29 protein-coding genes are annotated in these 25,693 nt (G+C 70.9%); 15 read left to right on the top strand and 14 right to left on the bottom strand.

The features are described from left to right. Positions 1 to 26 precede the first annotated feature (26 nt). From SHK19_RS04570 to SHK19_RS04550, 5 genes are all read left to right on the top strand, one after another. Complete coding sequence (locus tag SHK19_RS04570) at positions 27 to 1,103, top strand: hypothetical protein (RefSeq protein ID WP_322937959.1); 1,077 nt, start codon at positions 27 to 29, stop codon at positions 1,101 to 1,103. 89 nt (positions 1,104 to 1,192) lie between these two features. Beyond that, the gene (gene uraD / locus SHK19_RS04565; RefSeq protein WP_322456687.1) at positions 1,193 to 1,705 is read left to right on the top strand and encodes a 2-oxo-4-hydroxy-4-carboxy-5-ureidoimidazoline decarboxylase; all 513 of its coding nucleotides are present in this window, start codon (positions 1,193 to 1,195) and stop codon (positions 1,703 to 1,705) included. Further along, positions 1,702 to 2,022 (top strand): hydroxyisourate hydrolase, encoded by a 321-nt coding sequence (gene uraH / locus SHK19_RS04560; protein ID WP_322937958.1) that lies wholly within the window; start codon positions 1,702 to 1,704, stop codon positions 2,020 to 2,022. The genes uraD and uraH overlap by 4 nt, the downstream gene beginning before the upstream one ends. Next, entirely contained in the window at positions 2,022 to 2,828 is an 807-nt protein-coding gene (locus SHK19_RS04555; RefSeq protein WP_322456689.1) for a MurR/RpiR family transcriptional regulator, read from the top strand. The genes uraH and SHK19_RS04555 overlap by 1 nt, the downstream gene beginning before the upstream one ends. Beyond that, a complete protein-coding gene (locus tag SHK19_RS04550) occupies positions 2,828 to 3,301 on the top strand; it encodes a nucleoside deaminase (protein WP_322456690.1) in 474 nt (157 codons plus the stop codon). Before SHK19_RS04555 ends, SHK19_RS04550 begins: the two co-directional genes overlap by 1 nt. 3 nt (positions 3,302 to 3,304) lie before the next feature. Here the strand turns inward: SHK19_RS04550 and SHK19_RS04545 are convergent, their stop codons facing one another. Continuing rightward, positions 3,305 to 3,748, bottom strand: coding sequence for a MerR family transcriptional regulator (locus tag SHK19_RS04545; protein ID WP_322456691.1), 444 nt, complete (start codon positions 3,746 to 3,748; stop codon positions 3,305 to 3,307). 120 nt (positions 3,749 to 3,868) lie between these two features. On the opposite strand from SHK19_RS04545, the gene SHK19_RS04540 reads away from it, so the two are divergent. Then, complete coding sequence (locus SHK19_RS04540; RefSeq protein ID WP_322456692.1) at positions 3,869 to 4,225, top strand: cupin domain-containing protein; 357 nt, start codon at positions 3,869 to 3,871, stop codon at positions 4,223 to 4,225. A 19-nt stretch (positions 4,226 to 4,244) separates the two neighbouring features. On the opposite strand, the gene SHK19_RS04535 is transcribed toward SHK19_RS04540, so the two are convergent. The 6 genes from SHK19_RS04535 to SHK19_RS04510 form a co-directional block, all read right to left on the bottom strand. Next, positions 4,245 to 5,072 carry a thioesterase family protein gene (locus SHK19_RS04535; RefSeq protein WP_322456693.1) on the bottom strand — a complete coding sequence of 276 codons (828 nt, stop codon included), beginning with the start codon at positions 5,070 to 5,072 and terminating at the stop codon, positions 4,245 to 4,247. After that, entirely contained in the window at positions 5,069 to 5,911 is an 843-nt protein-coding gene (xdhC, locus tag SHK19_RS04530; RefSeq protein ID WP_322937957.1) for a xanthine dehydrogenase accessory protein XdhC, read from the bottom strand. The genes SHK19_RS04535 and xdhC overlap by 4 nt, the downstream gene beginning before the upstream one ends. 1 nt (position 5,912) lies before the next feature. Beyond that, the gene (gene xdhB, locus SHK19_RS04525; RefSeq protein ID WP_322937956.1) at positions 5,913 to 8,195 is read right to left on the bottom strand and encodes a xanthine dehydrogenase molybdopterin binding subunit; all 2,283 of its coding nucleotides are present in this window, start codon (positions 8,193 to 8,195) and stop codon (positions 5,913 to 5,915) included. Continuing rightward, a complete protein-coding gene (locus SHK19_RS04520) occupies positions 8,192 to 9,574 on the bottom strand; it encodes a xanthine dehydrogenase small subunit (RefSeq protein WP_322937955.1) in 1,383 nt (460 codons plus the stop codon). The genes xdhB and SHK19_RS04520 overlap by 4 nt, the downstream gene beginning before the upstream one ends. 378 nt (positions 9,575 to 9,952) lie before the next feature. Beyond that, a complete protein-coding gene (locus SHK19_RS04515) occupies positions 9,953 to 10,162 on the bottom strand; it encodes a hypothetical protein (RefSeq protein ID WP_322456697.1) in 210 nt (69 codons plus the stop codon). A 9-nt stretch (positions 10,163 to 10,171) separates the two neighbouring features. After that, a complete protein-coding gene (locus tag SHK19_RS04510; protein ID WP_322456698.1) occupies positions 10,172 to 10,624 on the bottom strand; it encodes a methyltransferase family protein in 453 nt (150 codons plus the stop codon). A 172-nt stretch (positions 10,625 to 10,796) separates the two neighbouring features. Here SHK19_RS04510 and SHK19_RS04505 point away from each other — a divergent pair, with 172 nt between their 5' ends. Further along, positions 10,797 to 11,267 (top strand): SRPBCC family protein, encoded by a 471-nt coding sequence (locus SHK19_RS04505; protein ID WP_322937954.1) that lies wholly within the window; start codon positions 10,797 to 10,799, stop codon positions 11,265 to 11,267. A 71-nt stretch (positions 11,268 to 11,338) separates the two neighbouring features. Further along, positions 11,339 to 11,692: an HNH endonuclease gene (locus SHK19_RS04500; RefSeq protein WP_322456700.1), complete on the top strand. Its 354-nt coding sequence runs from the start codon at positions 11,339 to 11,341 to the stop codon at positions 11,690 to 11,692. Here the strand turns inward: SHK19_RS04500 and SHK19_RS04495 are convergent. The 4 genes from SHK19_RS04495 to SHK19_RS04480 all read right to left on the bottom strand — a co-directional run bounded on the left by SHK19_RS04495 (position 11,682) and on the right by SHK19_RS04480 (position 17,089). Next, a complete protein-coding gene (locus tag SHK19_RS04495) occupies positions 11,682 to 12,497 on the bottom strand; it encodes a bifunctional allantoicase/(S)-ureidoglycine aminohydrolase (RefSeq protein WP_322937953.1) in 816 nt (271 codons plus the stop codon). The two genes, SHK19_RS04500 and SHK19_RS04495, sit on opposite strands and share 11 nt — an antisense overlap. Next, positions 12,494 to 13,840, bottom strand: a complete 1,347-nt coding sequence (allB, locus tag SHK19_RS04490; protein WP_322937952.1) for an allantoinase AllB — start codon at positions 13,838 to 13,840, stop codon at positions 12,494 to 12,496. The genes SHK19_RS04495 and allB overlap by 4 nt, the downstream gene beginning before the upstream one ends. Before the next feature lie 161 nt (positions 13,841 to 14,001). Beyond that, positions 14,002 to 14,889 (bottom strand): factor-independent urate hydroxylase, encoded by an 888-nt coding sequence (gene pucL / locus SHK19_RS04485; RefSeq protein ID WP_322937951.1) that lies wholly within the window; start codon positions 14,887 to 14,889, stop codon positions 14,002 to 14,004. Between the two features lie 25 nt (positions 14,890 to 14,914). After that, positions 14,915 to 17,089, bottom strand: a complete 2,175-nt coding sequence (locus SHK19_RS04480; protein ID WP_322937950.1) for a malate synthase G — start codon at positions 17,087 to 17,089, stop codon at positions 14,915 to 14,917. Positions 17,090 to 17,174: 85 nt separating this feature from the next. Here SHK19_RS04480 and SHK19_RS04475 point away from each other — a divergent pair, with 85 nt between their 5' ends. Further along, positions 17,175 to 18,716, top strand: a complete 1,542-nt coding sequence (locus SHK19_RS04475; RefSeq protein WP_322937949.1) for a serine/threonine-protein kinase — start codon at positions 17,175 to 17,177, stop codon at positions 18,714 to 18,716. 16 nt (positions 18,717 to 18,732) lie between these two features. Here the strand turns inward: SHK19_RS04475 and SHK19_RS04470 are convergent, their stop codons facing one another. Further along, a complete protein-coding gene (locus tag SHK19_RS04470) occupies positions 18,733 to 19,656 on the bottom strand; it encodes an EamA family transporter (RefSeq protein WP_322937948.1) in 924 nt (307 codons plus the stop codon). 233 nt (positions 19,657 to 19,889) lie between these two features. Here SHK19_RS04470 and SHK19_RS04465 point away from each other — a divergent pair, with 233 nt between their 5' ends. From SHK19_RS04465 to SHK19_RS04445, 5 genes are all read left to right on the top strand, one after another. Then, complete coding sequence (locus tag SHK19_RS04465) at positions 19,890 to 21,386, top strand: MFS transporter (protein ID WP_322456708.1); 1,497 nt, start codon at positions 19,890 to 19,892, stop codon at positions 21,384 to 21,386. A 14-nt stretch (positions 21,387 to 21,400) separates the two neighbouring features. Beyond that, a complete protein-coding gene (locus tag SHK19_RS04460; RefSeq protein WP_322456709.1) occupies positions 21,401 to 21,640 on the top strand; it encodes a hypothetical protein in 240 nt (79 codons plus the stop codon). A 91-nt stretch (positions 21,641 to 21,731) separates the two neighbouring features. Next, positions 21,732 to 21,947: a DUF6458 family protein gene (locus SHK19_RS04455; RefSeq protein ID WP_322456710.1), complete on the top strand. Its 216-nt coding sequence runs from the start codon at positions 21,732 to 21,734 to the stop codon at positions 21,945 to 21,947. After that, positions 21,944 to 23,236 (top strand): serine/threonine-protein kinase, encoded by a 1,293-nt coding sequence (locus tag SHK19_RS04450; RefSeq protein ID WP_322456711.1) that lies wholly within the window; start codon positions 21,944 to 21,946, stop codon positions 23,234 to 23,236. Before SHK19_RS04455 ends, SHK19_RS04450 begins: the two co-directional genes overlap by 4 nt. Continuing rightward, positions 23,236 to 23,571, top strand: coding sequence for an FIMAH domain-containing protein (locus tag SHK19_RS04445; RefSeq protein ID WP_322937947.1), 336 nt, complete (start codon positions 23,236 to 23,238; stop codon positions 23,569 to 23,571). Before SHK19_RS04450 ends, SHK19_RS04445 begins: the two co-directional genes overlap by 1 nt. A 167-nt stretch (positions 23,572 to 23,738) precedes the next feature. Here SHK19_RS04445 and ychF read toward each other — a convergent pair whose 3' ends face one another. Beyond that, the gene (gene ychF / locus SHK19_RS04440) at positions 23,739 to 24,812 is read right to left on the bottom strand and encodes a redox-regulated ATPase YchF (RefSeq protein ID WP_322937946.1); all 1,074 of its coding nucleotides are present in this window, start codon (positions 24,810 to 24,812) and stop codon (positions 23,739 to 23,741) included. A gap of 58 nt (positions 24,813 to 24,870) precedes the next feature. Further along, a complete protein-coding gene (locus SHK19_RS04435) occupies positions 24,871 to 25,095 on the bottom strand; it encodes a hypothetical protein (RefSeq protein ID WP_322937945.1) in 225 nt (74 codons plus the stop codon). Between the two features lie 92 nt (positions 25,096 to 25,187). On the opposite strand from SHK19_RS04435, the gene SHK19_RS04430 reads away from it, so the two are divergent. Further along, positions 25,188 to 25,598, top strand: coding sequence for a VOC family protein (locus SHK19_RS04430; RefSeq protein WP_322456715.1), 411 nt, complete (start codon positions 25,188 to 25,190; stop codon positions 25,596 to 25,598). Positions 25,599 to 25,693 lie beyond the last annotated feature (95 nt).

The following is a 25,693-nucleotide window of genomic DNA, read 5'->3' as shown; positions in this document are numbered from 1 at the left end:
CCGCCCATCATCTACGTTGGAGCGCCGTGGACCAGACCGCACCGCCGCCGGACCCTCCTGAGCCTGTCGAAGGGTTCGGCGTTCACCTGACCCGCACCGAGGAGAACGTCGCAGAGATCGACGCGCTCGGGGCCCGGTTGCAGGAGCATGGCGGCGGAAGGGTCGGGATCTCCGGGGTGCTCGGCGACCTCGACCGTCGGATGCGGCGTACCTTCCTGCCGTGGCCACGCCTGCTGGGGCGAGCCGTCGACCGCGCGATCACGTGGGAGCGCCGCGATCGCCGCGACCTGCGGTGGTACCCGCAGGGCATCAGTACGTCGGTCCGCACCGAGGTCGAGCGCGACGTGCTGGTGACGTCGTGGTACTCCAAGAAGGACGAGGGCTCCCGGGTCAGCTTCATCGACCTGGCGGCCCGGCGCTACCGGCACGTGCTGCTGGTCGAGCCCACCCTCGTTGACGGCGTGCCCGGCTTCAAACCGCTCAAGGCGCACGCCGGCGGCGTGGTCTGGCACGGCCCCTACCTCCACGTCGCGGCGACCGGACGCGGTTTCCTCACCTGCCGGGTCGACGAGGTGATGAGGGTGCCGGGGGCAGCGGGTCTCGCGACGTACGGACACGACTACGTGCTGCCGGTCCGGTTCGCCTACCGCGCAGCCAACGAGGAGGGCGTCACCCGGCTCCGCTTCTCGTTCATGACGCTCGACCGCAGCACCGAACCGCCCTCACTCGTCGTCGGTGAGTACGGCAACAGCAAGCAGACCCGGCGGCTGGCCCGCTTCCCGACCGATCCCGGGACCGGTCTGCTGTCGACGGGCGAGGACGGCGTCTCCCGACCCATCCTCGACGGTGAGGACGGACTGACCCGGATGCAGGGGACGGCCGTCGTCGACGGCACCTACTTCGTCACCTCGTCCCACGGCACGTCGTACGGCAGCATGCACGTCGGGCGCCCGGGCGACTTCCGCACCACGAAGTGGGCGACGCCGCCCGGTCCCGAGGACCTCGTCTACTGGCCGGAGACCGACCTCCTCTGGTCGCTCAGCGAGCACCCCGGTTGGCGCTGGGTCTTCGCGATGGACCGCTCCCGCCTGCTCAAGACCTGACCGACACCCGCATAAGCCAGCGTGAAACGCCTGTTTCGGCGTACGTTCTCCTCGCACGGGATTTGCAAGATCCGGCAGGAGGAGAACGGTTGCGGATCGAGGAGTTCAACGCGCTGCCCGGCGACGAGGCCGAGGCAGCGTTGCGGGCGTGCGTCGCCATCGACTCCTGGACGCACGTGCTCGCCGTCGCCCGGCCGTACGGCGAGCCGGCGGACCTGTTCGCCACCGCCCGTGCTCAGGCCGCGACCTGGACACCGGCCGAGATCGAGGGCGCCCTGGCCGACCATCCCCGGATCGGCGAGCGACCGACCGGTTCCGGCACTGCCGCTGACCATTCCCGCCGTGAGCAGGGCGGACTGGATCCCGCGGACGCCGATCTCGCTGACCGCCTGCGGATGGGCAACCTGGCCTACGAGGAGAAGTTCGGGCGGATCTACCTGGCGCGCGCGAAGGGCCGCACCGGCGCGGAGCTGCTGGCGCTCCTGGAGGAGCGGCTCGTCAACGACCCGGCCACCGAGCTGGCGGTCACGAAGGAACAGCTCGCCGAGATCGCCCTCCTCCGCCTGACCGACCTCCTCGCGACCGAATCGGTGAGCGCATGAGCACCTGCTCGACCCACGTCCTCGACGCCGCCCTCGGTCGGCCGGGGGCGGGCGTCGCCGTCCTCCTGGCAACCGCCGACGGGACCCCGATTGCCGCCGCCGAGACCGACGGCGACGGGCGGGCGCGCTTCGACGTCGACCTGCGGCCCGGCGACTACGAGCTCACCTTCGCCACCGGCACCTGGTTCGCGGATCAGGGTCTCGAGACCTTCTACCCGGCGGTCGCGATCAGGTTCACGGTGACCGAGGGCGAGCCGCACTACCACGTCGCGCTGCTGCTGAGTCCCTTCTCCTACACGACCTACCGGGGGTCGTGATGCGGATCGACCAGCGGATCGCGGAGCGGCACGACGGGCTCACTCCGCAGGAGCGTCGCGCGGCCGCGGCGCTGCTCGAGCACCTCGACGACCTGGCCACCTACCGTGCCGCCGAGCTCGCCGAGCTGGCCGGCGTGAGCCGGGCGACGATGAGCCGACTCTTCCGCAGCCTCGGCTTCGAGGACTTCGACGAGGTCCGCGAGCACCTCCGGGGGCTCCGCAGCGCCGGCGAGCCGCGCCGCGTCGACGGGGCACCCAACGCCGAAGCCCTCGCGGCGATCGAGCAGGCCTCGATCCTGCGCGCGATCGAGCACCCCCGGATCCCCGAAGTCGCCGGCCTTCTGGCGCTGGGGCGCCGGGTGTTCGTGATCGGCTGGCGCAACAGCTACCCGGTCGCGCTCCATCTCCGTGAGCAGCTGGCGCAGTCCCGGTCCGACGTGCTCATCGGACCGGTGCCCGGCCAGACCACTGGCGAGGAGCTGGTCGGGCTCGGTGCCGAGGACGTCATCGTGGTGGTCGGGTTCCGGCGCCGCCCGCAGGGCTTCGGCGACTTCCTCAACGAGGCCGCGTCGACGGGAGCCTCCGTCATCCTGATCGGCGACCCGACCGCGGTCGCCCACGCGTCGCAGGTGTCGATCTGGCTCGAGTGCCCGTTGCAGCACTCGCTGGCCTTCGACAGCTACGCCGCACCGATGGCGCTGGTCAGCGTGCTGGCGGACGCGGTCCTCGGGGCGTGCGGACGCAGCGGGACCCGCCGGGTCCGCGAGATCACGGAGACCTACGAGCGGATGGGCGAGGTGGAGTGATGGCCGCAGACGATGCAACGTGGCTCGCCCACGCCGTCGATCTCGCGACCGCCAATGTCGAGCACGGCGGTGGCCCGTTCGGTGCGGTCATCGTGCGCGGCGACGAGCTGGTGTCCAGCGGGCAGAACCGGGTGACGCCGGACCTGGACCCGACGGCGCACGCCGAGGTCGTCGCGATCCGTTCGGCCTGCTCGGTGCTCGGCGACTTCAGCCTCGCCGGCTGCACCCTGTTCGCCTCGTGCGAGCCCTGCCCGCTCTGCCTCTCCGCGTCCCTGTGGGCCCGCCTCGACCGCGTCGTCTACGCCGCCGACCGCGACGACGCGGCCCGCGGCGGCTTCGACGACCGCGCGTTCTACGACCTCTTCAGCAAGCCCCGGTCGGAGTGGCCGATGAGAGTGGCGGCCCACCCGCTCCCCGACGGGTTCGCGCCCTTCGACGCCTGGCTCGCCAAGTCCGACCGGATCGCCTACTGAGGGTCAGCGCGCCCGCGGCACCAGGTCGAGCACGACGGGGCCGGGCGACTCTGGCACGCAGCAGGTGAGGTCGGTCCGGCACCCGTCCGGCGGTGACGACGCCCGCAACGCGTCGCGCACGCTGTCCAACTGAGCGGCGAAACCGTGCAGCTCCTCGATCCGTTCGACGATCTCCGCCTGTTTCTCGTCGATCAGCTGGCCGACCCGCTCTGCTGCATTGGCGCAGTGCGAGCCCGCCCAGATGCCGAGCAAGGAGCTGACTTGGTCGCAGCTCAGACCCATCCGTCGTGCTCGGGTGACGAAGAGCAACCTCGCCGAATCATCCTCGTCGTAGTCGCGATAGCCCGAAGCGGTTCGCGACGGCCCGGACAGCAGGCCGATCCGCTCGTAGTAACGCACCGTCGAGGTGGCCACCCCGACCTGCTCGGCGAGCTCGGAGATCCGCATCTGCCCACGGTAGACCTTGAACCCGGGTTCAAGGTCAAGTGCTTGACATTGCACCGCGGTTCATGCCCTACGTTCCGCTGGCAACGGGCCGATCAGCGGTCCCGATCAAGGAGAAGAACGATGGGCACCTTCACCCGGGACAACACCGAACTCGCGATCGAGCTCGACGGATTCGGCAAGCAGCACCGCACTCGGGCCGGCGACATGTTCGTCGCCCTGGAGCAGTGGAAGGCCGGTCTCGACACCGGCCCGATGTTCGCCGACCTGCCGGGCGGCGCGTGCAGTGAGCCGCACTGGGGCTACTGCGTCAAGGGCAGCGTGACGGTCCGCTTCAACGACGGCGCTGACGAGACGATCGGGGCCGGCGAGGCCTACTACATCCGCCCCGGCCACAACGTCCACATCGACGAGGACACCGAGTTCGTCGAGTTCACCAGGGCCGACGAGACGCCGGGCATCAACACCGTCGCCGGTTAGCCGTACGACGAAGCGCGGCTCAACGTGGCAGCAGGGCCAGCTGTCGCGACTGGGCGACCAGCCGGTCGGTGGAGTCCCAGACCTCGCAGTCCTCCTCGAACATCCCGCCCGCCACGTTGCGGGTGCGGTGACGCAGCCGCAGCCACCCCGGCGCGGGCTTGGCGCGGACATGGGCGGAGAGCTCGACCGTCGGCGCCCAGCCCATCAGCCCGAGGTCGAACGTCACCGGCGGCAGCGCGTCGACGGCCATCAGCAACGACAGCGGGTCCGGCTCGCGGTCGTCGGCCAGGCGGAACCAGGCGCTGATCTGGCCGCGTCCGCTCGGCTCACCGACCGCCCAGCCGACCTCGTCGGGGTCGAAGAGCATCTCGAACCGCTGTGTGAAGGGCGCCATCTGCTTGATCTCGTCCGGCGCCATCGTGTTGGGCACGCACTGGTCCCGCGGCGGGAGCGACACCGGCTCGGCGGTGGTCCGCACGTCGTCGGTCGGGAACCCCGCGAGGTCGCCGTACGTCGCCAGCACGGTGAGCCGCACGTCGTCGCCCTGCTTCAGGTCGGCGGCCACGGTGGCGGTACGGCCGCCCACCCGCAGCGGTCGTACGGCGGCGCGCGCCGGCCCCGCGACGGCCGGCGAGACGAAGTAGGCGCTGACCGCGACCGGGTCGGGGTGGTCGGGCAGCGCGGACCGGATCGCGTTGCCGATGAACGACAGCTGGAAGCCACCGTTGATGCCACCGCCGACGCGCCACCCGTCCGACATCGTGCCGGTGAAGTCGTCGCCTTCCGGGGTGATCGTGATGTCGCGGTCGAACTCCGACAGGGACGCGGATTCGGTCGTGCTGGTCACCGCTCGAGCGTACTGACCGCCGTCGCTCCGACCAGCCCAAGGACCTCCACTGTGACGGACACCGCAATGGTGGCCGGAGACTTGCCGGCCACGCCGGTGACCGCCGGATCACCGATCGGCGTGCGCACCCGCTCGATGACGTCCGGGCTGTGGCCGAGCTCGGCGAGCTTGCCGCGGAAGCGGGTCCACTTCGCCGAGGAGCCGATGAGGCCGACCGTCGCCGGGACGTCGGAGCGGAGCAGCGCATCGAGGATCGCGAGGTCCTCGGCGTGGTCGTGGGTGAGCACGAGGACGTGCGTCCCGGGCGGCAGCTCGGCAACGACCAGCTCGGGGAGCACCGGGACCTGGTGCACGTGCACGTCGGCGGGGCCGGCCAGCAACGGTGCCAACCGCTCGTCGTCCAGCTGGTCGGCTCGCGAGTCGACCAGGTGGACGTCCAGCTCGTGCCGGCTCAGCAGCAGCCCGATCTCGTAGCCGACGTGGCCCATCCCGAAGACCGCGACCGACGGCCGGACGCCGATGGGCTCGAGCAGCAACGTGACCTCGCCACCACAGCACTGGACTCCGTGCTCGACCGCCACCTTGTCCGAGAGCGTGTGCCGCTCGGTCACCGGTGCTGCCGACCCGCTGAGCTGCATCCCCCGCAGCAGGCCGCGCGCGCGTCGTACGGCCGCTTCCTCGAGGTTGCCGCCGCCGACGCTGCCCCAGGTCCGATCGGCCGTGACCACCAGCTTGGCACCCGCCTCCCGCGGGGCGTGGCCGCGCACGTCGGTCACGGTGACCAGCACGCAGGGATCACGGCGCTCGCGGCACTCGTGCAGCGCCCGCAGCCAGTCCATCTCAGCCTCCCCGGACCCGCTCGATGGCCCAGTAGACGGCCTCCGGCGTGGCCGGCGAGTCCAGCTCGACCGACGGCTTGGTGGTCGAGCCTGTCGAGACCCCGAACGCCGCAACCGCGTCGCGCAGGGCCTCGCGCACGGAGAACGCCAGCATCAACGGCGGCTCCCCGACTGCCTTCGACCCGTAGACGGCACCGTCCTCGGTGGCGCGGTCGAGCAGGGTCACCCGCAGGTCGCGCGGCATCTCCGACAGGCTCGGCAGCTTGTAGGTCGACGCCGCCTGGGTGGCCAGCCGACCGCGTCCCGGCCCGTCCGAGACGTCCCAGCGGAGGTCCTCGAGGGTCAGCCAACCCACGCCCTGGACGAATCCGCCCTCGATCTGCCCGATGTCGACGAGCGGCGACAGGCTGTCTCCGACGTCGTGGACGATGTCGACCCGCTCGACCTCGTAGGCGCCGGTGAACCCGTCGACGGAGACCTCGGCCGCAGCGACGCCGTAGGCGAAGTACTTGAACGGCTCGCCCTGCATCGACTGGGCGTCCCACGAGAGCCCCTCGGTCTTGTAGAAACCCGCCGCCCAGAGCTGGATCCGGTGGAAGTAGGCGTCGGTGACCATTTCCTCCCACGTCGCCGTCGGCCCGAGCCGGTCGCGCACCGTCTCCAGCCGGGCGAGGATCTGGTCGCACGCGTCCTTGACCGCAGCCCCGTTGAGGTCGGCGCCGGAGCTGGCGGCGGTGGCCGAGGTGTTGGGCACCTTGTCGGTGCGGGTCGGGGCCAGCCGGACCCGCTCGATCGGCAGGCCGAGGGCGGTGGCGGCGACCTGCAGCATCTTGGTGTGGAGCCCCTGCCCCATCTCGGTGCCGCCGTGGTTGATGAGCACCGAGCCGTCCTTGTAGACGTGCACGAGCGCCCCGGCCTGGTTGAACGACGTGTAGTTGAAGGAGATGCCGAACTTGACCGGTGTCATCGCCAGACCCCGCTTGGAATGGGGGTTCTCGGCGTTGGCGCGCGCGATCTCCTCGCGTCGCTGCGCGAAGTCGGACGTCGCGACCACCTGGTCCCAGGCGCGCACGAGCCGCTCGGCGTGCCGGACCGGCTGACCGTACGGCGTCGCCTGTCCCTCCTCGTAGAGGTTGCGCCGGCGCAGCTCGGTCGCATCGATGCCGAGCACCGGGGCGCAGCGGCCGAGGATGTCCTCGATCACGAGCATCCCCTGCGGCCCGCCGAATCCGCGGAACGCCGTCTGGGACGTCTTGTGGGTCTTCGCCACCCGGCCGTCGACGCGGACGTGGGGGATCCAGTAGGCGTTGTCGACGTGGCACAGCGCGCGCGACATCACCGGCTCGGACAGGTCAAGGCTCCAGCCACCGTCGGAGGTCAGCGTGGCCTCGAGCGCCTGCAGCCGTCCGTCGTCGTCGAACCCGACCTTCCACGATGCGTGGAAGCCGTGCCGTTTGCCGCTCATCGTCATGTCCTGCTGCCGGGTCAGGCGGATCCGCACCGGTCGCCCGGTCAGCCGCGCACCGAGCGCTGCGACCGCCGCGAACCCGTGCGGCTGCATCTCCTTGCCGCCGAACCCGCCGCCCATCCGCACGCACTGCACGGTCACCTGGTGGCTCGCCAGCCCGAGCACGTGCGCGACGATCTCCTGCGTCTCGGTCGGGTGCTGGGTGCTCGACTGGATGAAGACCTGACCGTCGTCGTCGACGATCGCCAGCGAGGCGTGTGTCTCGAGGTAGAAGTGCTCCTGGCCGGCGAAGTCGATCTCACCCTCGAACACGTGGGTCGAGTCGGCGAAGCCGGTGGTCACGTCGCCCCGCTCCATGCGCGGCTGGACGCCCTGGAAGCTCTCCTGCTCGATGGCCTCGACCACCGTGACGATCGACGGCAACGGCTCGTAGTCGACCTCCACCGCGGCCGCGCCCACCCGCGCTGCCTCGAGCGACTCCCCCAGCACCCAGGCGACCGCCTGGTCGCGGAACATCACCTCGGTCGGGAACAACGGCTCGTCGTGCTTGGTGCCCGAGTCGTTGACGCCCGGCACGTCCTCGGCGGTGAGGACCCGCACCACCCCGGGCACGTCGTAGGCCGGCTTCGGGTCCAGCCGGGTGATCGTGGCGTGCGCGTGCGGTGCGTTCACCGGGTGCGCATGCAGGAGGTACGGCGTGCGCAGGGCGATGTCGTCGGTGTAGAGCGCCCGTCCCGTGACGTGGAGGGACGCGGACTCGTGCGGCCGGGTCTCGCCGACCAGGGCGGTCACGGGGCGATCGGACAGCCGGCTCATGCGGCACCCGCTTCGACGAACAGCTTCCGCAGCGCCTGGCCGAGCATCGCCCGCCGGAACGCCGCGCTGGCCCGGTGGTCGTCGATCGGGGTGCCGGCCTCGGCCAGTGCGTCGGCGGCCGTCCCGACGGTCGCCTCGTCCCACCGCTGCCCGACCAGCGCCGCCTCTGCGGCCGTCGCGCGGATCGGCGTCGCGGCGACGCCGCCGAGGCCGATCGCCGCTCGCTCGACCGTGCCGTCGACGACGTCGATCGCGAACCCCAGCGCCACCGAGGAGATGTCGTCGAACCGCCGCTTGGCGATCTTGTGGAACCCGGTCAGCCGCGCGAGCGGAAGCGGCAGCCGCACGCTCGCGATCAGCTCGCCCGGGCGCAGGACCGTCTCGCGGTAACCGGTGAAGTAGTCGGCCAGCGGCACGACCCGCTCCCCGTCAGCCGACACCAGCACCACCGACGCGTCGAGCGCGAGCAGCGCGGGCGGCAGGTCGCCGATCGGCGAAGCGGTGCCGACGTTGCCGCCGATGGTCGCGCCGTTGCGAATCAGCCGCGACGCGAACTGCGGGAACACCGCATCCAGCAACGGCACCGCGCCGTCCAGCCGACGCTCGATCTCCGTCAGCGACAGGCCGGCGCCGATGTCGACGTACTCCTCGCCCCGGGTGAGCACCCGCAGCTCGGGGAGGTGGTCGACGGCGACCAGGAGGCCGGGCCGGGCGCCGCTCAGGTTGGCCTCGACCCCCAGGTCGGTGGCTCCGGCGAGCGGCACCGCACCCGGCTCGGCGAGCGACGCGAGGGCCTCGGCGAGCGACGCCGGCCGCACGTAGCCGGGCACCTGCACCGGCTCGACGGCCGGCGGCGGCGCCGTCGTGCGGAACGACAGGTGGTCGCCGTCGGCCGGCGCGCCGAGGGCCTCCGCCGCCTCCACGATCGGTCGGTAGCCGGTGCAGCGGCACAGGTTGCCGGAGAGCGCGTGATTGTCGAAGACTCCGCTCTCGCAGCGCCCCGGGCGGTAGTACTCCGCGGCCATGCTGCAGACGAAACCCGGCGTGCAGTAGCCGCACTGCGAGCCGCCGCGCACCGCCATCTCCCGCTGCACGGGGTGGAGCGCGTCGGGCTCGCCGAGGCCCTCCGCCGTCACCACCTCCTGGCCCGCCAGGGCCGCGGCCGGGACCAGGCAGGCGTTGACCGCCGTCCACTCGGTCGGCGCGTCCACGCCCGGGCGGGCGAACAGCACCGAGCAGGCGCCGCACTCGCCCTCGGCGCAACCCTCCTTGGCGCCGGTCAGGCCGATGCCGCGCAGCCAGTCGAGAGCCGTCGTCGGCGGCTCGGCGCCGGCCAGGCTCCGTGCCTCACCGTTGACGGTGACCAGCGGCTCGTCCATGGGCACGTCTCCTTATCCGGCGGCGTCGCGAGCGGCGGTTCCGGCCGATCTGGCAAGGCGGCGGAGCGAAGTCGTGCTCGTCCGCCCATCGAGCGACGCCAACGTAGCCAGATCGAGTCGGAACCGTCGCGCAGCAGGCGCGGGATGAGGAGACGTGCCCATAGGGTGAACGGTACGTCGCGCCGCTCGCGACGGCACCCCAGTCGGGGGGTCAGACTCCGGCGAGTCGGCGGGTCACCCAGGCGAGCAGCACCTTGAGGTGCTGGACATGTCCGATGAACGACAGATGTGGCTTCGCCTGCTGGCGCACAGCGACCTCCCTCAGCCGAGCTGATACCCCTTATGACGCACGAGCGGCCCGATTGGTTGCATCGGGTGTCAGAGCCCTCGGCGCTCGTTGCCTCGCCGGTAGTTGCCGGTCGCCCGGGCGAGGAGCTCCTGGTCCTGTGCGTCGTCCTCCCCGAGCAGCGCGACCAGCCGCTCCGCACGGGCCCCGCCGACGGTGACGACCAGCCGGCCGCCGCGGCTGACCAGCACCCGACCGTCCTTCGTCACGCGGTAGGAGAAGGGGTTGTCCTCGAGGCTCACCGCGCCTCCTCAGAGCGGCAGTCCGGTCAGCCAGCGAGGGACGCGCGCGCAGTACTCGTCGTACTCCTGCCCGAAGAGCGCGCGCAGCGCCGCCTCCTCGGGACGGATCTGCGTCTGGTCGATCACCGCGACGAACGCGGCCACCGGAACTGCCGGCAGCCACCCACCGCGCACGAGTGCGTGGGCGGCGAGGAGGCCCGCCATGCCGACGTACATCGGGTTGCGGGTCAGGGCGTTGGGACCGCTGGTCACGAGTGCGCTCGCGCGCTCGGGGTGGAACGGCTCGACCGTCGTGCCACCGGCGCGGAACCGCCGGATGCTGCCCACCGCCAGCGCGGCGCTGGCGGCCGCGACCGCACCAGCGGCGACCTTTCGGACCGGCCCGGCGCGGCCGTTGTCGGCGAGGAGGTGCTGCGCGACGAGGCCGGCGACGGCGTAGGCAGGAGGCGGTACGGCGGGCACGCCCCGACCGTACCTGCGTCCGGGCACGACCGGCAGGGTCGACGTCCCGGATCAGGGGCAGCTGGTCAAGACGTCGACGCGGTGGGCGCGCCAGGGTCGGCGTCGGCGCCGGAGATGGACTAGCCTCGGACCATTACGATCAATCGGTCGCATAGTTCGCACAGGAGGACGCATGGACACGGTCTACGAACCGCTGCTCGAGGACCGGATCGAGATCGGGGCGCCTGCTGCGCGGGTCTGGGACCTGGTCGGCGACGTCCGCCGGATGCCCGAGTGGAGTCCGCAGGTGATGTCGACCCGCCTCCGCACCGGCTACGAGCGTTGCGAGCTGGGGGCGGAGTTCACCAGCCGCAACCACGAGGGCGAGCTGGAGTGGATCACCCACGGGAAGATCACGAGGTACGACGCCGAGCGGGCGGTCGCGTTCCGGATCGCCGAGAACTGGGTCGTGTGGTCCTTCCTGCTCGAGGCCGCCGACGGGGCGACCGTGCTCACCCAGCGCCGCGAGACGCCCGAGGGCATCTCCGACCTGTCGCTCGAGTGGACGGACGCGTTCATGGGAGGCCAGGGCGCCTTCACCGAGTCCCTCCGCACCGGCATGCGGCAGACGCTGGACCGGATCAAGGCGGCCGCGGAGGCCTAGTGGCCGTCGGCGGGTGATCTCGGGTCACGTGGTGCCGCAACATCGCACGCTCGACGCCGTACCTTCACCCCATGACATCGCGAAGCCGAGCCGCGACGTACGCCCGGCGTCGGCAGCGGAGGATGGCGAAGGTCGAGCACGACCTGACCGACGCACAGTGGGTCCGCCTTCGAGCAGCGTGGGGCGGCTGCGCCTACTGCGGCGCCGACGACCCACAGCTCCAGAAGGACTGCGTCCTCCCGATCTCGCGCGGCGGCCGCTACACGCTCGCGAACGTGGTGCCGGCCTGTCGTTCGTGCAACGCCAGCAAGTGCAACGCCGAGGTCACCACCTGGATGCGCCGCAAGAAGCTCGACGAAGCCGAGTTCCTGGTCCGGCAGGCAGACCTCGCTCGCGAGATCCTCGCTCGCGCCGCTACAGGCTGAGCCCGACGTGCCGGTTGACGTCCTTGTACAGCAGGTAGCGGAAGCGCCCGGGACCGCCGGCGTAGCAGGCCTGTGGGCAGAAGGCGCGCAGCCACATGAAGTCGCCGGCCTCGACCTCCACCCAGTCCTCGTTCAGTAGGTAGACCGCCTTGCCCTCCAGGACGTAGAGACCGTGCTCCATGACGTGGGTCTCCGGGAACGGGATGGCGCCGCCGGGCTCGAAGCTGACGATGTTGACGTGCATGTCGTGCCGGAGGTCGGCGACGTCGACGAAGCGGGTCGTCGACCACGCACCCTCGGTCCCGGGCATCGGGATCGGCTCGACGTCCTGCTCCCGGGTGACGAACGGCTCCGGCGCCCCGACCCCCTCGACGCGGGAGTAGGCCTTCCGGATCCAGTGGAAGGTCGCCGTCGCCTCGCCGGGGTTGCGGAGCGTCCAGGAGACGCCGGGCGGGAGGTAGACGTAGGAACCCGCACCCAGTGCGTGCTCCTCGCCGGCGATCGTCACGCTCGGCGAACCGTCGACCACGAACAGCACGGCCTCGGCGTCGGCGTCGTCCTCCGGCTGGTCCGAGCCGCCGCCGGCCGAGACCTCGACGACGTACTGGCTGAACGTCTCGGCGAAGCCGGACAGCGGCCGGGCGAGCACCCAGAGCCTGGTCTGCTCCCAGTGCGGGAGGTAGGACGCGGTGATGTCGCTCAACGTCCTGGCCGGGATGACGGCGTACGCCTCGGTGAAGCGCGCCCGGTCGGTCGTGAGCGCGGTCTGAGGTGGCAGCCCGCCTTGGGGCACGTGGTAAGTCATCGGACGCCTCTCCTCAGCAGTCGGCCACGGGGGGCGTCGCCGGCTCCCAGCAGTATCGGTGCACCGCGCAGCCAGGTCTCGCGAACCACGCCGTCGAGCCGGCGCCCGGCGTACGCCGACACCGGGTTGCGGTGGTGCAGCGCGGCGACGTCGACGGTGAACTGCTCGTCCGGGACGAACCGCACCAGGTCCGCGTCGGCGCCGACCTCGATCCGCCCCTTGTGGCTCAGGCCGACCCGATCGGCAGGCGCGGTGGCCATCCATCGCACCACGTCGGTCAGCGCGTGACCGCGCCGTCGGGCGCCGGTCCACACCGACGACAGGCCGACCTGGACGGAGGCGATGCCGCCCCAGGCGGCACCGAAGTCGCCGCCGCCCTGCCGCTTGAGGTCCACCGTGCACGGCGAGTGGTCGGAGACGACGAAGTCGATGTCGCCGGCGTCGAGCGCGCCCCACAGGGCCTCGCGGTTCTCGGCCTCGCGGATCGGTGGGCAGCACTTCAGCTCGGTCGCGCCGTCGGCCACCTCCTCGGCGGCGAAGGTCAGGTAGTGCGGGCAGGTCTCGACGCTGACGTCGACCCCGTCGGCCCGGGCCGCGTGCAGCATCGGCACGGCGTCGGAGCTGCTCAGGTGCACGATGTGCGCCCGACCGCCGGTCGCCCGGGCCTGGTCGACGACCAGCGCGATCGCGGCGTCCTCGGCGGCACGCGGACGCGACGCGAGGAAGCCCGCGTAGTGCGGTCCGTCGAGGGCGGTCTCGTCCAGCAGCTCGCCGACCTCGGCGTGCACGAGCATCAGCCCGTCGATCCGGGCGATCTCGCGCATCGCCAGCGCGAACTCCTCGGCTGAGAGGGCGCCGAACTCCTCGACGCCCGAGTCGAGGAGGAAGCACTTGACGCCGAACACGCCGGCGCGGTGCAGCGGCTCCAGGTCCTCCACGTTGTCCGGGACGGCACCGCCCCAGAACCCGACGTCGACCGTCACCTGGCCCTCCGCGACGCCTCTCTTCATGTCCAGGTGCTCGACCGTGGTGGTCGGCGGTACCGAATTGAGCGGCATGTCCACGATCGTGGTCACCCCGCCGGCGGCGGCCGCCCTGGTGGCGGTGGCGAAGCCCTCCCACTCGGTGCGGCCGGGCTCGTTGACGTGCACGTGGGTGTCGACCAGACCGGGCAGGAGCACCTCGTCGTCGCCGAGATCCACCGTGTGAGTGGCGGCGGGAACGTCGTCGTACGGCGTGATCGTGGCGATCCGCTCCCCGCGCACGCCCACGCACGCCGCGACCTCGGCGCCGTCGACGATCGCGCGCCGGGCCCGGAGGACCACGTCGAGATCTGCTGCCATCTAGATGACCAAGTCCAAGGACTCGTGCGCTGCGCGACGCCCAGCGCGCACACTGGCGGCGTTGCCGACGCTTGAAAGACACCCAGTCTGCCGGCGCATCGGCGCCTTGCCAGCGCACGCCCCGAGCGCCGCTCGCTTGCACGATTCCTTGAACTTGGTCATCAGCAGAAGCCGGGCACGTGCAGCCAGGCGTCGTCGGCAGGTGGAGCGTCGTCGCGGGTGACCTGTGCCTCGATCAGGCCGTAGGGCCGGTCCGCGGCGATGAAGACCTCTCCGTCGTTGGTCAGGCCTTCGACCTGGAAGCCGCTGAAGTCGACGAGGAAGTGGTGCTTGTTGGGAGCGGAGAACCTGATCTCGGCGATCTCCTCCTGGTCGTCGAGCACGGCACACCCCATGGCGTGCAGCGTCTCCTGCAGCGCGCGCGAGTAGGTGCCGGCGAAGGTATCGAGCAGGGTCTGCAGCACGGCCGCGTGCGACGCGTTCCAGTCGACCCCCTCGACCGCGGTGTGCCGCCACTTCGCGACGAGGGACGTCGCGAGCACGCGGTCGTCGGTCTCCGGGAGGGTCGTGAACTCGTCCTTGAGGAACCCCCGGAACTCCGAGTCGGTGGAGTTGAGCACCACCAGGTCGGAGATCCCGGACAGGACGACGGCATCCTCGCGACCGACGGTCACCACGCAGGTGCGCACCGCCCCGCCCCGCCGTACGAACGAGTGGTCGCCGAGCCGGTCCCAGGCGTACTCCTCGACCCGCACCTGGGCGTCGCTCGCCGCCGGGCACGCTTCGAGTAGCCGGCGGCCCAGCGCCAGCGCGTAGTCCTCGATGGAGGAGATGCCGTGCAGCTTGGCGTAGGCGAACGCGGTGTTCTTCTGGGTGTCGGTCGGCAGAACGGCCGCCTGGTCGCCCGTGATGTGGGCGTCCTCGAAGTCTCCGCGCAGCGAGGTCGACACGTTGAGGTCCCGGATCTCGTGCCGTGCGGTGTCGCGCACGATCCGGACGACCCGGCTCTCGGCCTTGCCGTACTGGTTGACGCCCAGCTTGTTGGCCATCAGGTGCTCCCTCGTTCGAAGGTCATCAGGTCTCGACCGACCCCAGCTGCTGCTTCTTCGCGCGCCGGCGTCGGTGCAGGATCGGCTCGGTGTAGCCCGAGGGCTGACGGAGTCCTTCGAAGACCAGGTCGCGGGCGGCGAGGAACGCCTCGCCGTCGTACGACGGGCCCATCGGCTCGTAGCCCGGCCCCGCTTGCTGCTGGTCGACGACGTCGGCCATCCGGCGCAGCGCCTCCTCGACCTGGTCGGCGGTCACGACGCCGTGGCGGAGCCAGTTGGCGACGTGCTGGCTGGAGATCCGGCAGGTCGCGCGATCCTCCATCAGCTCGGTGCCGTGGATGTCGGGAACCTTCGAGCAGCCGACGCCCTCGTCGATCCACCGCTTCACGTAGCCGAGGATGCCCTGGAGGTTGTTCTCGATCTCGGCCTGCCGCTCCTCCTCGGACCAGGAGGAGGCGTCCCCGATCGGCACCGTCAGCAGCTCCTCGAGCGTGGCGCGGCGGGCACCGGCGAGCTCCTGCTGGCGCGCTGCCACGTCGACCTGGTGGTAGTGCAGAGCGTGCAGGGTCGCCGCCGTCGGCGACGGCACCCAGGCACAGGTCGCTCCTGCCTCCGGGTGCCCGACCTTCTGTTCGAGCATGGCGGCCATCTCCTCCGGCATCGCCCACATCCCCTTGCCGATCTGGGCCCGGCCGTGGAAACCGCACTCCAGGCCGATGTCGACGGAGCGGTCCTCGTAGGCCTTGATCCACGGCTGGGACTTCATGTCGCCCTTGCGGACCATCGGCCCGCCGAGCATCGAGGTGTGCAGCTCGTCACCGGTGCGGTCGAGGAAGCCGGTGTTGATGAACGCCACCCGACCGCGGGCGGCGTGGATGCACGCCTCGAGGTTCGCGGAGGTACGCCGCTCCTCGTCCATGATGCCGAGCTTGATGGTCCCGCGGCGCAGCCCCAACAGGTCCTCGGTGCGGGCGAACAGGTCGTCGGTGAACGCGACCTCGTCGGGGCCGTGCATCTTCGGCTTCACCGCATACATGGACCCGGTCCGCGAGTTGCGCAGCTCTCCCCGGCCCTGGAGGTCGACCAGGCTGCACAGGGCGGTCACGACCGCGTCGAGGATGCCTTCCGGGACCTCGTCGCCGGCCGCGTCGAGCACGGCGTCGGTCATCATCAGGTGCCCGACCTGGCGGACGAAGAGCAGCGACCGGCCGGGGAGGACGACCTGCCCCGCGGGACCGTCGTACGACCGGTCCGGCGCGAGCCTCCGGGTGAAGGTCTCGCCCCCCTTCGCCATCTGCACGCTGAGCGTGCCGCGGTTGAGGAGCAGCCAGTTCCGGTACGCCGCCACCTTGTCGGCGGTGTCCACTGCGGCGATCGAGTCCTCGAGATCCATGATCGTGGACACGGCTGCCTCGACCAGGAGGTCCTTGACGCCGGCGTCGTCGTCCTTGCCGATCGGGTGGTCGCGGTCGACCTGGATCTCGACGTGCAGCCCGTGGTGGACCAGCAGGACTCCCTCGGGATCGGCAGGGTCGCCGCGGTGCCCGACGTACTGGCCCGGGTCGGCCAGCCTCGTCACGCCGCCCTCGAGCTCGACCGCGAGCGCGCCGTCCTCGACGGTGTAGCCGCGGGCGTCGACGTGGCTCCCGGAGGTGAGCGGGAAGTGGTCGTCGAGGAACGCCCGCGCCCGCGCGATCACCATGGCGCCGCGCCGGGGGTTGTACGACGCGCCGCGCTCGCGACCGTCGTCCTCGGGCAGCACGTCCGTGCCGTAGAGCGCGTCGTACAGCGAGCCCCAGCGCGCGTTGGCCGCGTTGGCGGCGAACCGGGCGTTCAGGACCGGGACCACCAGCTGCGGCCCGGCCTGCACCGCGGCCTCGTCGTCGACGTCGCCGGTCTCGATGGTGAACGGAGGGGGCTCCGCCACGAGGTAGCCGATGTCGCGCAGCATCTCGAGGTAGGCCGCCTGGTCTCGGACCGGGCCGGGATTCGTCGTGTGCCACTCATCGAGCTGCCTCTGGAGCTCGTCGCGGCGAGCGAGCAGCTCCCGGTTCCGGGGGGTGAACTCGGTGAGGATCGCTGCGAACCCGTCCCAGAACGCACCCTCCTCGACACCGGCACCGGGCAGCGCCTCGTCGCGCATGAACGCGTGGAGCTCCTCGGCGACCTGGAGCCCCCCGACCTGGATCCGATGGGGCACCCGGACAGACTAGGAGGTCGGGGTGGCCCCCGCCTGCGAACCGGCGGGCCGGGTACTGCTGCCCAAGCCGAGTGAAGGAGCACGGATGCCACCGGAGACGATCGGCGGCCGCTACGAGGTACAGCGCGAGATCGGCCGTGGCGGCATGGGAGCCGTCTATCTGTGCCACGACCGACTCCTCGGACGGGAGGTCGCGGCCAAGCAGCTCGGCGGCCTTCCGGGTGAGTCGACCCCGCACCTGGCGCGGGCGCTGCGCGAGGCGCGCACCTCGGCGGCCCTCAGCCACCCCAACGTGGTGTCGATCTACGACGCGGTGGAGGAGGGGCGTCACGTCTGGCTGGTGATGGAGTACCTCCCGTCCCGGACGCTGTCGCAGCTCACCCGCGAGGAGGGCCCGCTGACCCCCGCTCGGGCCGCCCACGTCGGAGCCCAGATCGCCGACGGACTCGCCGCGGCCCACGATCGCGGGACCGTGCACCGCGACGTCAAGCCCGGCAACGTGCTCGTGGGCGACGGCGACCTCGCGAAGATCTCCGACTTCGGGATCGCCCGTTCGGTCGACGACGAGACGCTCACGCAGACCGGGATGGTGACCGGCACGCCGATGTACTTCTCGCCGCAGCTGGCGCGGGGGCTGACCGCCACGCCGGCCGACGACGTGTGGGCCCTCGGTGCGACGCTCTACTCCGCGGTCGAGGGCGAGGCGCCGTGGCCGTCGCAAGAGAACTCGCTCGCCCTGCTGGTCCACATCGCCGAGCATGCTGCGCCCGAACCGCGGCAGGCAGGGCCGCTCGCGCCGGTCATCCGGCGGATGATGGCCACGGACCCCGAGGACCGGCCCTCGATGACCGAGGTCGCCCACGAGCTGCGCGACCTCGCGCGGGCCGCGCAGGCCGACGCCGAGCGGACCGCCGTGCTACCGGTCCCCCCACCTGCGCCGGCGGTCCCGGAGCCAGCCACCCCGACGCGACCGGTCGCGGCGGCGCTCGCGCTCCCGGTCCGACCCGTGGAGCCGCCGCCGCCGGGTCCGGACACGGGCGACGACGGCGCGTCGGCCGACCGTTCACGGCGGTGGCTGCTCCCGTTGCTGGGCGTCGTGGCGGCGGTCCTCGTCGTCGTCGCCGCCGCGTTCGTCGCCGGCGACCTGTTCGGAGGCGACGACGGCGACCCGGCCGCGGACGAGTCGGACGCCACCTCGGCCGCGCAACGGCGGTCCGAGGACACACCCGGCTCGACCGCCGCGACGAATGGATCCACACCCGAGTCCACACCCGAGAGCGACCCGCCACCCACCACTGAGTCGAGCACCGACGAGCTCGCGTCGACCTCGCCGGAGCAGTTCGTGACCGACTACTACGCGCTCCTGCCGGACGACACCAGGGGAGCCTGGGCGCTGCTCTCGGACGAGATGCAGGACGAGGTCGGCAGCTACGGCTCCTACCAGGGGTTCTGGCGCACCGTCGAGGCCGTGACCGTCGACGACACCTCCGTCGACTCGACGGACACCGTCACGGTCGACCTGACCTACACCACGGCGAGCGGCACCGAGTCCGAGACCCGCCTGATCACCGTGCAGGATACCGGCGACGGTCCCCAGATCGTCGGCGACCAGGTGGCCGCGTCCTGACGGGACGGATCCGCGGTCAGACCGGCTCGAGCGTGGACTCCTCCTCGCGCTTCGGCGTCCGTTCGACCGAGATCACCACCGCGACCGCCGCGACGATGACGAGACCGCCGACCAGCACGGCACTCGTGATCCGCTCGGAGAGGATCAGCCAGCCGAGGAGGACGGCAACGACCGGGTTGACGTAGGCGTAGGTCGCGACGAGACCGATCGGTGCGTTCGACAGCACCCACACGTACGCGCTGTAGGCGAGCATCGACCCGAAGACCACGAGATAGGCCCACGCCAGCCAGGTCTCGCCGCCGTACTCGGCCAGGTTGACGTCCTCACCTAGCGCGAGACCGAGCGCGACCATCATGGCGCCGCCCGTCCACATCTCGTGGACGGCGAGCACGAAGATGTTGTCGGGGAGCGTCAGTCGTGGCTGCAGCCACGATCCGAGGGCCCAGAAGACGCTCGCGGCGAGCACGAAGGCCGCGCCACCCAGCGGAACGTTCCCCTGGTCGTTGCCGCCGAGGACCAGCCAGGCCAGCCCGACGAAGCCCAGCAGCACCCCGACGACCGACCACAGGCGCGGTCGCTCGCCGGCGAGGAAGCGGAATGCGGTGATGAACAGCGGGACAGAGGCGACCAGCAGGGCCGCGACCCCGCTCGGAGTCCCCATGCTCTCGCCGATGGCGACGAGGCCGTTGCCGAGCAACGGCAGCATCAGCCCGACCAGGGCCGCGCCCGCCAGCTGCCGGCGGGTGACCCGGATGTCCACCCCGCGCAGCTTGAGCAGGCCTCCGAGGAGCACCCCCGCGATGACGAACCGGCTGCCCATCCCCGTCAGCGGCGGCATCTCCTCGACCACGACCCGGATCGCCAGGTACGTCGAACCCCATACGACGTAGACGATGGCGAGCGCCGCCGCGACCAGCCAGACCTTTGCCTTTGTGTCCACGAGACTCCCGCCGATGACGCCTGTGCCCGGACCCTACGAGGGCGGAACCGCTCGGCGCGATCGGTTATTGCCGGCCCGGACGCGTTGGCCGGGAGTCGACGGATTCTGGCAGTTCCTCATCCGAGGCCCGGTCCAAACGCCGTCCGTATGAGGCCGCCTCGACCCGGGTAGCACCGAATGAGATCGACCGGAAACGCATCCGGCCGCCATCTCGGGAAAGAAAGGCGACGACGATGTCCCATCAGGTTGAGACCGGCCGGATCACGACCGACATCCCTGCTCGGATGGACCGACTGCCCTGGAGCCGTTGGCACTGGACCGTGGTGATCGGTCTCGGCACGGTCTGGATCCTCGACGGCCTCGAGGTCACCATCGTGGGCTCGATGACCGACGCCCTGGCCAACCCCAAGACCGGGTTGGGCCTCAGCAGCTTCGACGTCGGGCTGGCCGGTGCGGTCTACGTGGCCGGAGCCTGTATCGGCGCCCTGTTCTTCGGACAGCTCACCGACCGGTTCGGTCGCAAGAAGCTCTTCCTCATCACGCTCGGCGTCTACACGGCGGCGACCGTGCTGACGGCGTTCTCCATGACGCCGCTGTGGTACTTCGTCGCCCGGTTCATCACCGGGGCCGGAATCGGCGGTGAGTACGCCGCGATCAACTCCGCGATCGACGAGCTGATCCCCGCCAAGTACCGCGGACGCGTCGACGTGGCGATCAACGGCTCGTTCTGGGTCGGCGCGGCGGGCGGTGCTCTGCTCACCATCCCGTTGCTCGACCCCACCAAGGTCGACCAGGAGTGGGGCTGGCGGCTGGCGTTCGGGCTCGGCGCGATCCTGGCGATCGGCATCCTCATCGTCCGCCGCTCGGTGCCGGAGAGCCCACGGTGGCTGTTCATCCACGGCCGTGAGGACGAGGGCGAGGTGATCGTCAAGGAGATCGAGCAGAAGGTGTCGTCGGAGACGGGCAAGGACCTGCCGTCGGTTTCGGAGACGATCACGATCCGCCAGCGCAAGACGATCCCCCTGCCGCTGATCGCAAAGACCGTGTTCACGCTCTACCCGCGTCGCACCGTCCTCTGCTTCTCGCTGTTCGTCGGGCAGGCGTTCCTCTACAACGCCTTCTTCTTCACCTACGGCGACACCCTCATCGAGTTCATGGGCGTCACCCAGACCGGCTACTACATCGCGGTGTTCGCGGTCAGCAACTTCATCGGCGCCCTGGTGCTCGGCCCGCTCTTCGACACGATCGGGCGGGTGAAGATGCTGACAGGCACCTACGTGCTGTCCGGAGGGCTGCTGCTCTACACCGGGCTGACCCTGGACACCTACACCGCCACGACCCTCACGATGATGGGCTGCATCATCTTCTTCCTCGCGTCCGCCGGCGCCAGCGCGGCGTACCTCACCGCCAGCGAGGTGTTCCCGATGGAGACGCGCGCGCTCTGCATCGCGTTCTTCTACGCGATCGGAACCGCCGCCGGCGGTATCGCCGGGCCGTTGCTGTTCGGCAAGCTCATCGAGGACGCGGTGACCGGCGGCGAGGGGATCTCGGCGATCGCCCTCGGCTACTACATCGGCGCCGCGCTGATGATCATCGGCGGACTCGTGGCCGCGGTGCTCGGCGTCAAGGCCGAGGGCCAGTCGCTCGAGAGCATCGCCCGACCGCTCACGGCCGAGGACGACGACCCCGATCCGAGGGACCGCACGCACACCGACCCGCAAACCGTCTGAGGAAGGAGTACGCAATGCCGATGCCACCTCCGAAAGCGACCACGGAGGGCCGTCGCGACCGCCAGGTGTTCCACGAGATGGGTCAGATCGCGCGGGCGCTGGAGGACTCCGGTCCGTGCGGGCCCGAAGAGCTCGAGATCCTGGTGGGGGCCCGGTACTGGGAGAGCGGTCGGTTCGACCGCGCCCTCGCGTTCGCGGTCGCCGACGGGCTGGTCGTCCGCGGCACCGGCGGCGTGCTGCAGCCGTCGGGCTGACCGGATACCGGGTCTGACATCGGGTACTGCAATGCGTTAGCAACGCCCGGTTCCCGAGACCGGGTGATCACAGATCGAAGGAGCACCAGCCATGGCCATCGGCCTCGGAATCGTCCTGATCGTCGTCGGACTCATCCTCGTCCTCGACGTCGTGAACATCGACACCTCTGCCATCGACACCGGCACCCTGGGCTGGATCCTCCTGGTAGCCGGCGCCCTGGCCATCGTGATCTCGCTGATCGTCAACCAGCAGCGCTCGCGTCACACCGTGGTCGAGGAGCGCCGGGACGTCCGACCCCCGCTGTGACCACACCCGACGCATCGTCGGGAACCGCCGAGCCTGCCCTGGACGCGACGGTCGAGTTCCGGCCACCGCCCGAGCCGGTCGTCCTGGGTGACCGTTACCGGCTGGGCGAGGTGATCGGCCGCGGCGGCATGGCCGAGGTGTACCGCGCCGACGACCTCAAGCTCGCACGGCTGGTCGCGGTGAAGATCCTTCTCGACGGCGCCGGCGACGAGACCGACCGCGAGCGGTTCATCGCCGAGGCGAAGACGCTGGCGATGCTCTCGCACACCGGTCTCGTCACCGTCCTGGACGCCGGCTTCGGCACCAGCAACCAACAGCGGGCCGTCACCGGTGGCCAGGAGCACGACCGGCCCTTCCTGGTGATGGAGCTGGTCGAGGGCCAGACGTTGGGCCGGCTGATGAAGGACGGGCCGATGTCGATCGCCGACCTCGCCCCGATCGCGGCGCAGGTCGCCGACGCACTGGCCTACGTGCACGCCCGTGGCGTCGTCCACCGCGACGTCAAGCCCGCGAACGTGCTCGTCGGGCACGACCAGGCGGTCAAGCTGGCCGACTTCGGCATCGCGCGCCTGGTCGAGCAGCGGAGCCACCACACGCGCACCGGGATGGCGATCGGTACGGCGGCGTACATCGCTCCCGAGCAGGTCAACGGCGGGACGGTCGACGGGGCTGCCGACGTGTACGCCTTCGGGCTGGTCCTGCTGGAGGCGATCACCGGGCGCAGGGAGTACGCCGGCGCCCCTGCCGAGGCCGCCCTGGCCCGGCTCCACCGGCCGCCCGAGATCCCCGCCCTCGACCCGGGCTGGCACGACCTGCTGACCGGGATGACCGCCCTCGACCCGAGCGACCGGCCGAGCGCGGCCGATGTCGCGGCGTGGCTGCGCGCCGGCCTGACCGAACCGGCACCCGTCGGCACCGTCGGCGTTCCGGACGCCGCCACCTCACCGATCCTCGCCGCGAGCCCGCAACCGCCCGTGAGCGGCGCGGGAGTGACGAAACCGATGACCAGCCCCGACGCGGCCGCACCGGCGCAGCCCCGCACCGCGGTGATCGACCGCACCGGCGATGCCCTCGCTCGTCAGGTACGGAAGCTCACCGCACGGCTGCGCACGCTGTCCTCGGAGGCGTGGGGAGTCGCGGCCGCTCTGGGTGCCCTGGTCGTGCTGCTGATCGTCCTCGCCGTCGCGAGCGGCGACGAGTCCGCGCCCACTATTCCGGACAACACCCCGGCCGACCTGCGCGAGCCCCTCACCGAGCTGCACATCGCGATCAACGGGGAGGAGGAGTGATGCCGCGCCTGCTCCGGGGACGATGGCGAGCGGCCGTCGTCGCCGCTGTGGTGCTGCTCGCCCCGACCGGGTGCGCCGACGATCCTCCGCCCAGCGAGTCCGTGCCCGCGCTCGAGCAGCATCTCGACGAGGTCGACGCCGCGATCGAGGCCGGTGAGCCCGACGAGGCTCGGCGCGCCGTGGAGGACCTGATCGCCGAGGCGGCGCAGGCGCGGGTCGAGGGCGACCTCAGCGACGAAGAGGCGGACCGGATCTTCGACGCGGCGCAGCAGGTCCTCGACCAGCTCCCGAAGGCGGGGCCGAAGGACGACGAGGACGAGAAACCGGACGACTGACGAGTGGCCACGGGGAAGCAGCGCGCTACCCGAGAGCGACCCGGGCCGGGCACGCTGAAGGGTGCCGCATGGTGGGCTCATGCCTGCGGGCGCCCTCTCCATCGCCGGGTTCGACCGACTCCACCAACCTGCCGAAGACGTGCCTGGGCAGGAGCGGTCCAGCCGGGTCAGACGTTGAAGCGGAACTCCACCACGTCGCCGTCCTGCATGACGTAGTCCTTGCCCTCCATCCGGACCTTGCCCGCCTCGCGAGCCTTGAGGACCGAGCCCATCGCGATCAGGTCGTCGTAGGAGATGATCTCCGCCTTGATGAAGCCCTTCTGGAAGTCGGTGTGGATCACACCCGCGGCCTCCGGCGCCGTCGCGCCCTTCCGGATCTCCCACGCGCGGACCTCCTTGGGTCCTGCGGTGAGGTAGGTCTGCAGCCCGAGGGTGTCGAAGCCGACCCGGGCCAGCACGTCGAGCCCGGGCTCGTCGATGCCGACCTCGGCCAGCAATTCGCGGGCCTCGTCGTCGTCGAGCTCGACGAGGTCCGACTCGAGCTTGGCGTCGAGGAAGATGGCCTCGGAGGGGGCGACCAAGGAACGCATCCGCTCCTTGAGCTCCTCGTCGGCGAGCTCGTCGGTGTCGCAGTTGAACACGTAGATGTAGGGCTTGGCGGTGAGCAGCGACAGGTCGCGGATGAGGCCGCGGTCGATCGACGTCGCGGTGATCGGCGTACCGGCCTCCAGCGCCTCCTTCGCCTGCTTCGCAGCCTCGAGGTTGGCGACCAGGTCCTTGACCTTGCGCGACTCCTTCTCCAGCCGGGCGATCGCCTTGTCCACGGTCTCGAGGTCGGCGAGGATCAGCTCGGTCTGGATCGTGGAGATGTCGCTGGCGGGGTCGACCTTGCCGTCCACGTGCGTGACGTCCTCGTCGCGGAAGACGCGCGTCACCTGGCAGATCGCGGCGGCCTCGCGGATGTGGGCGAGGAACTTGTTGCCCAGACCCTCCCCCTGCGACGCGCCACGCACGATGCCGGCGATGTCGACGAACTCCACCGTCGCGGGCAGCTGCTTCTGTGACCCGTAGATCTCCGCCAGCCTCGGGAGCCGGTCGTCGTGGACGCCGACGACACCGACGTTGGGCTCGATCGTCGCGAACGGGTAGTTCGCCGCGAGCACGTCGTTCTTGGTCAGCGCGTTGAAGAGGGTCGACTTGCCCGCGTTGGGGAGGCCGACGATGCCGATGGTGAGTGCCACGGGCGGTCACTCTACGAGGGAGTACGGCGCGCCCGTGAATCATGCGGACCCGCCGCGATCACTCGACCCGACGCTCGACCACCTGCTTCTCCTCCGCCTGCTCGCCGGGCGAGCTCTCGCGCGTCACGACCTCGCGCCTCTTCAACCGGGCGCGGGCGATGAACGCGGCACCACCGAGCATCAGGATCAGCCCGAGCACCCGCACGTCGAGCCAGGTCGACTCTGCCTTGAGCGCGAACGTGAAGATCGCACCGACGATGATGAGAACGATTCCGGGAGCCATGCCCTGCAGGTACCCAGGTCCGGCGGCATCGATCCGACCGGGCGGTCGAAACCCCGTGGCCCCGGGCGGCGCTCGCAGGCAGAGTGAGCGACATGGCGATGACCGTGAACAACATGACGTTCGACTGCTCCGACGCTCCCGCCCTCGCACGGTTCTGGGCCGCGCTCACCGGCTGGGTCGTGTTCTACGACGACGATCCGGAGGTGATGGTCGCCCCGCACTTCCCGCCCACCGGACCGACGATGCTCTTCATCCCGGTGCCCGAGGGCAAGACCGCGAAGAACCGGCTGCACCTCGACCTGCAGCCGTCCGACCGAACCCGGGACGCAGCCGTCGACCAGGCGCTGTCGCTCGGCGCCACCGTGATCGGCGACTTCCGCAAGGAGGACGGGTCGGGATGGGTCGCGATGGCCGATCCCGAGGGCAACGAGTTCTGCATCGAGCGCTCGCACTCCGAGCGGCCCGTGCCGGAGGGCGTCCGCGCCTACCGGATCGGGAGCTGATCAAGCAGCGAAAGGAGACGAAAAGAGAAGTGCGGCACGCCGCCCGTCCTCTCCGACTGGTCCCCCATGGACTGTCCGGAGAGGAGGGCGGCGTG

Source organism: Nocardioides bizhenqiangii (assembly GCF_034661235.1).
GTDB classification, from domain to species: domain Bacteria; phylum Actinomycetota; class Actinomycetes; order Propionibacteriales; family Nocardioidaceae; genus Nocardioides; species Nocardioides bizhenqiangii.
Note: the sequence above shows the minus strand (reverse complement) of the source record. Positions and strands in the feature narration are given on the sequence as shown.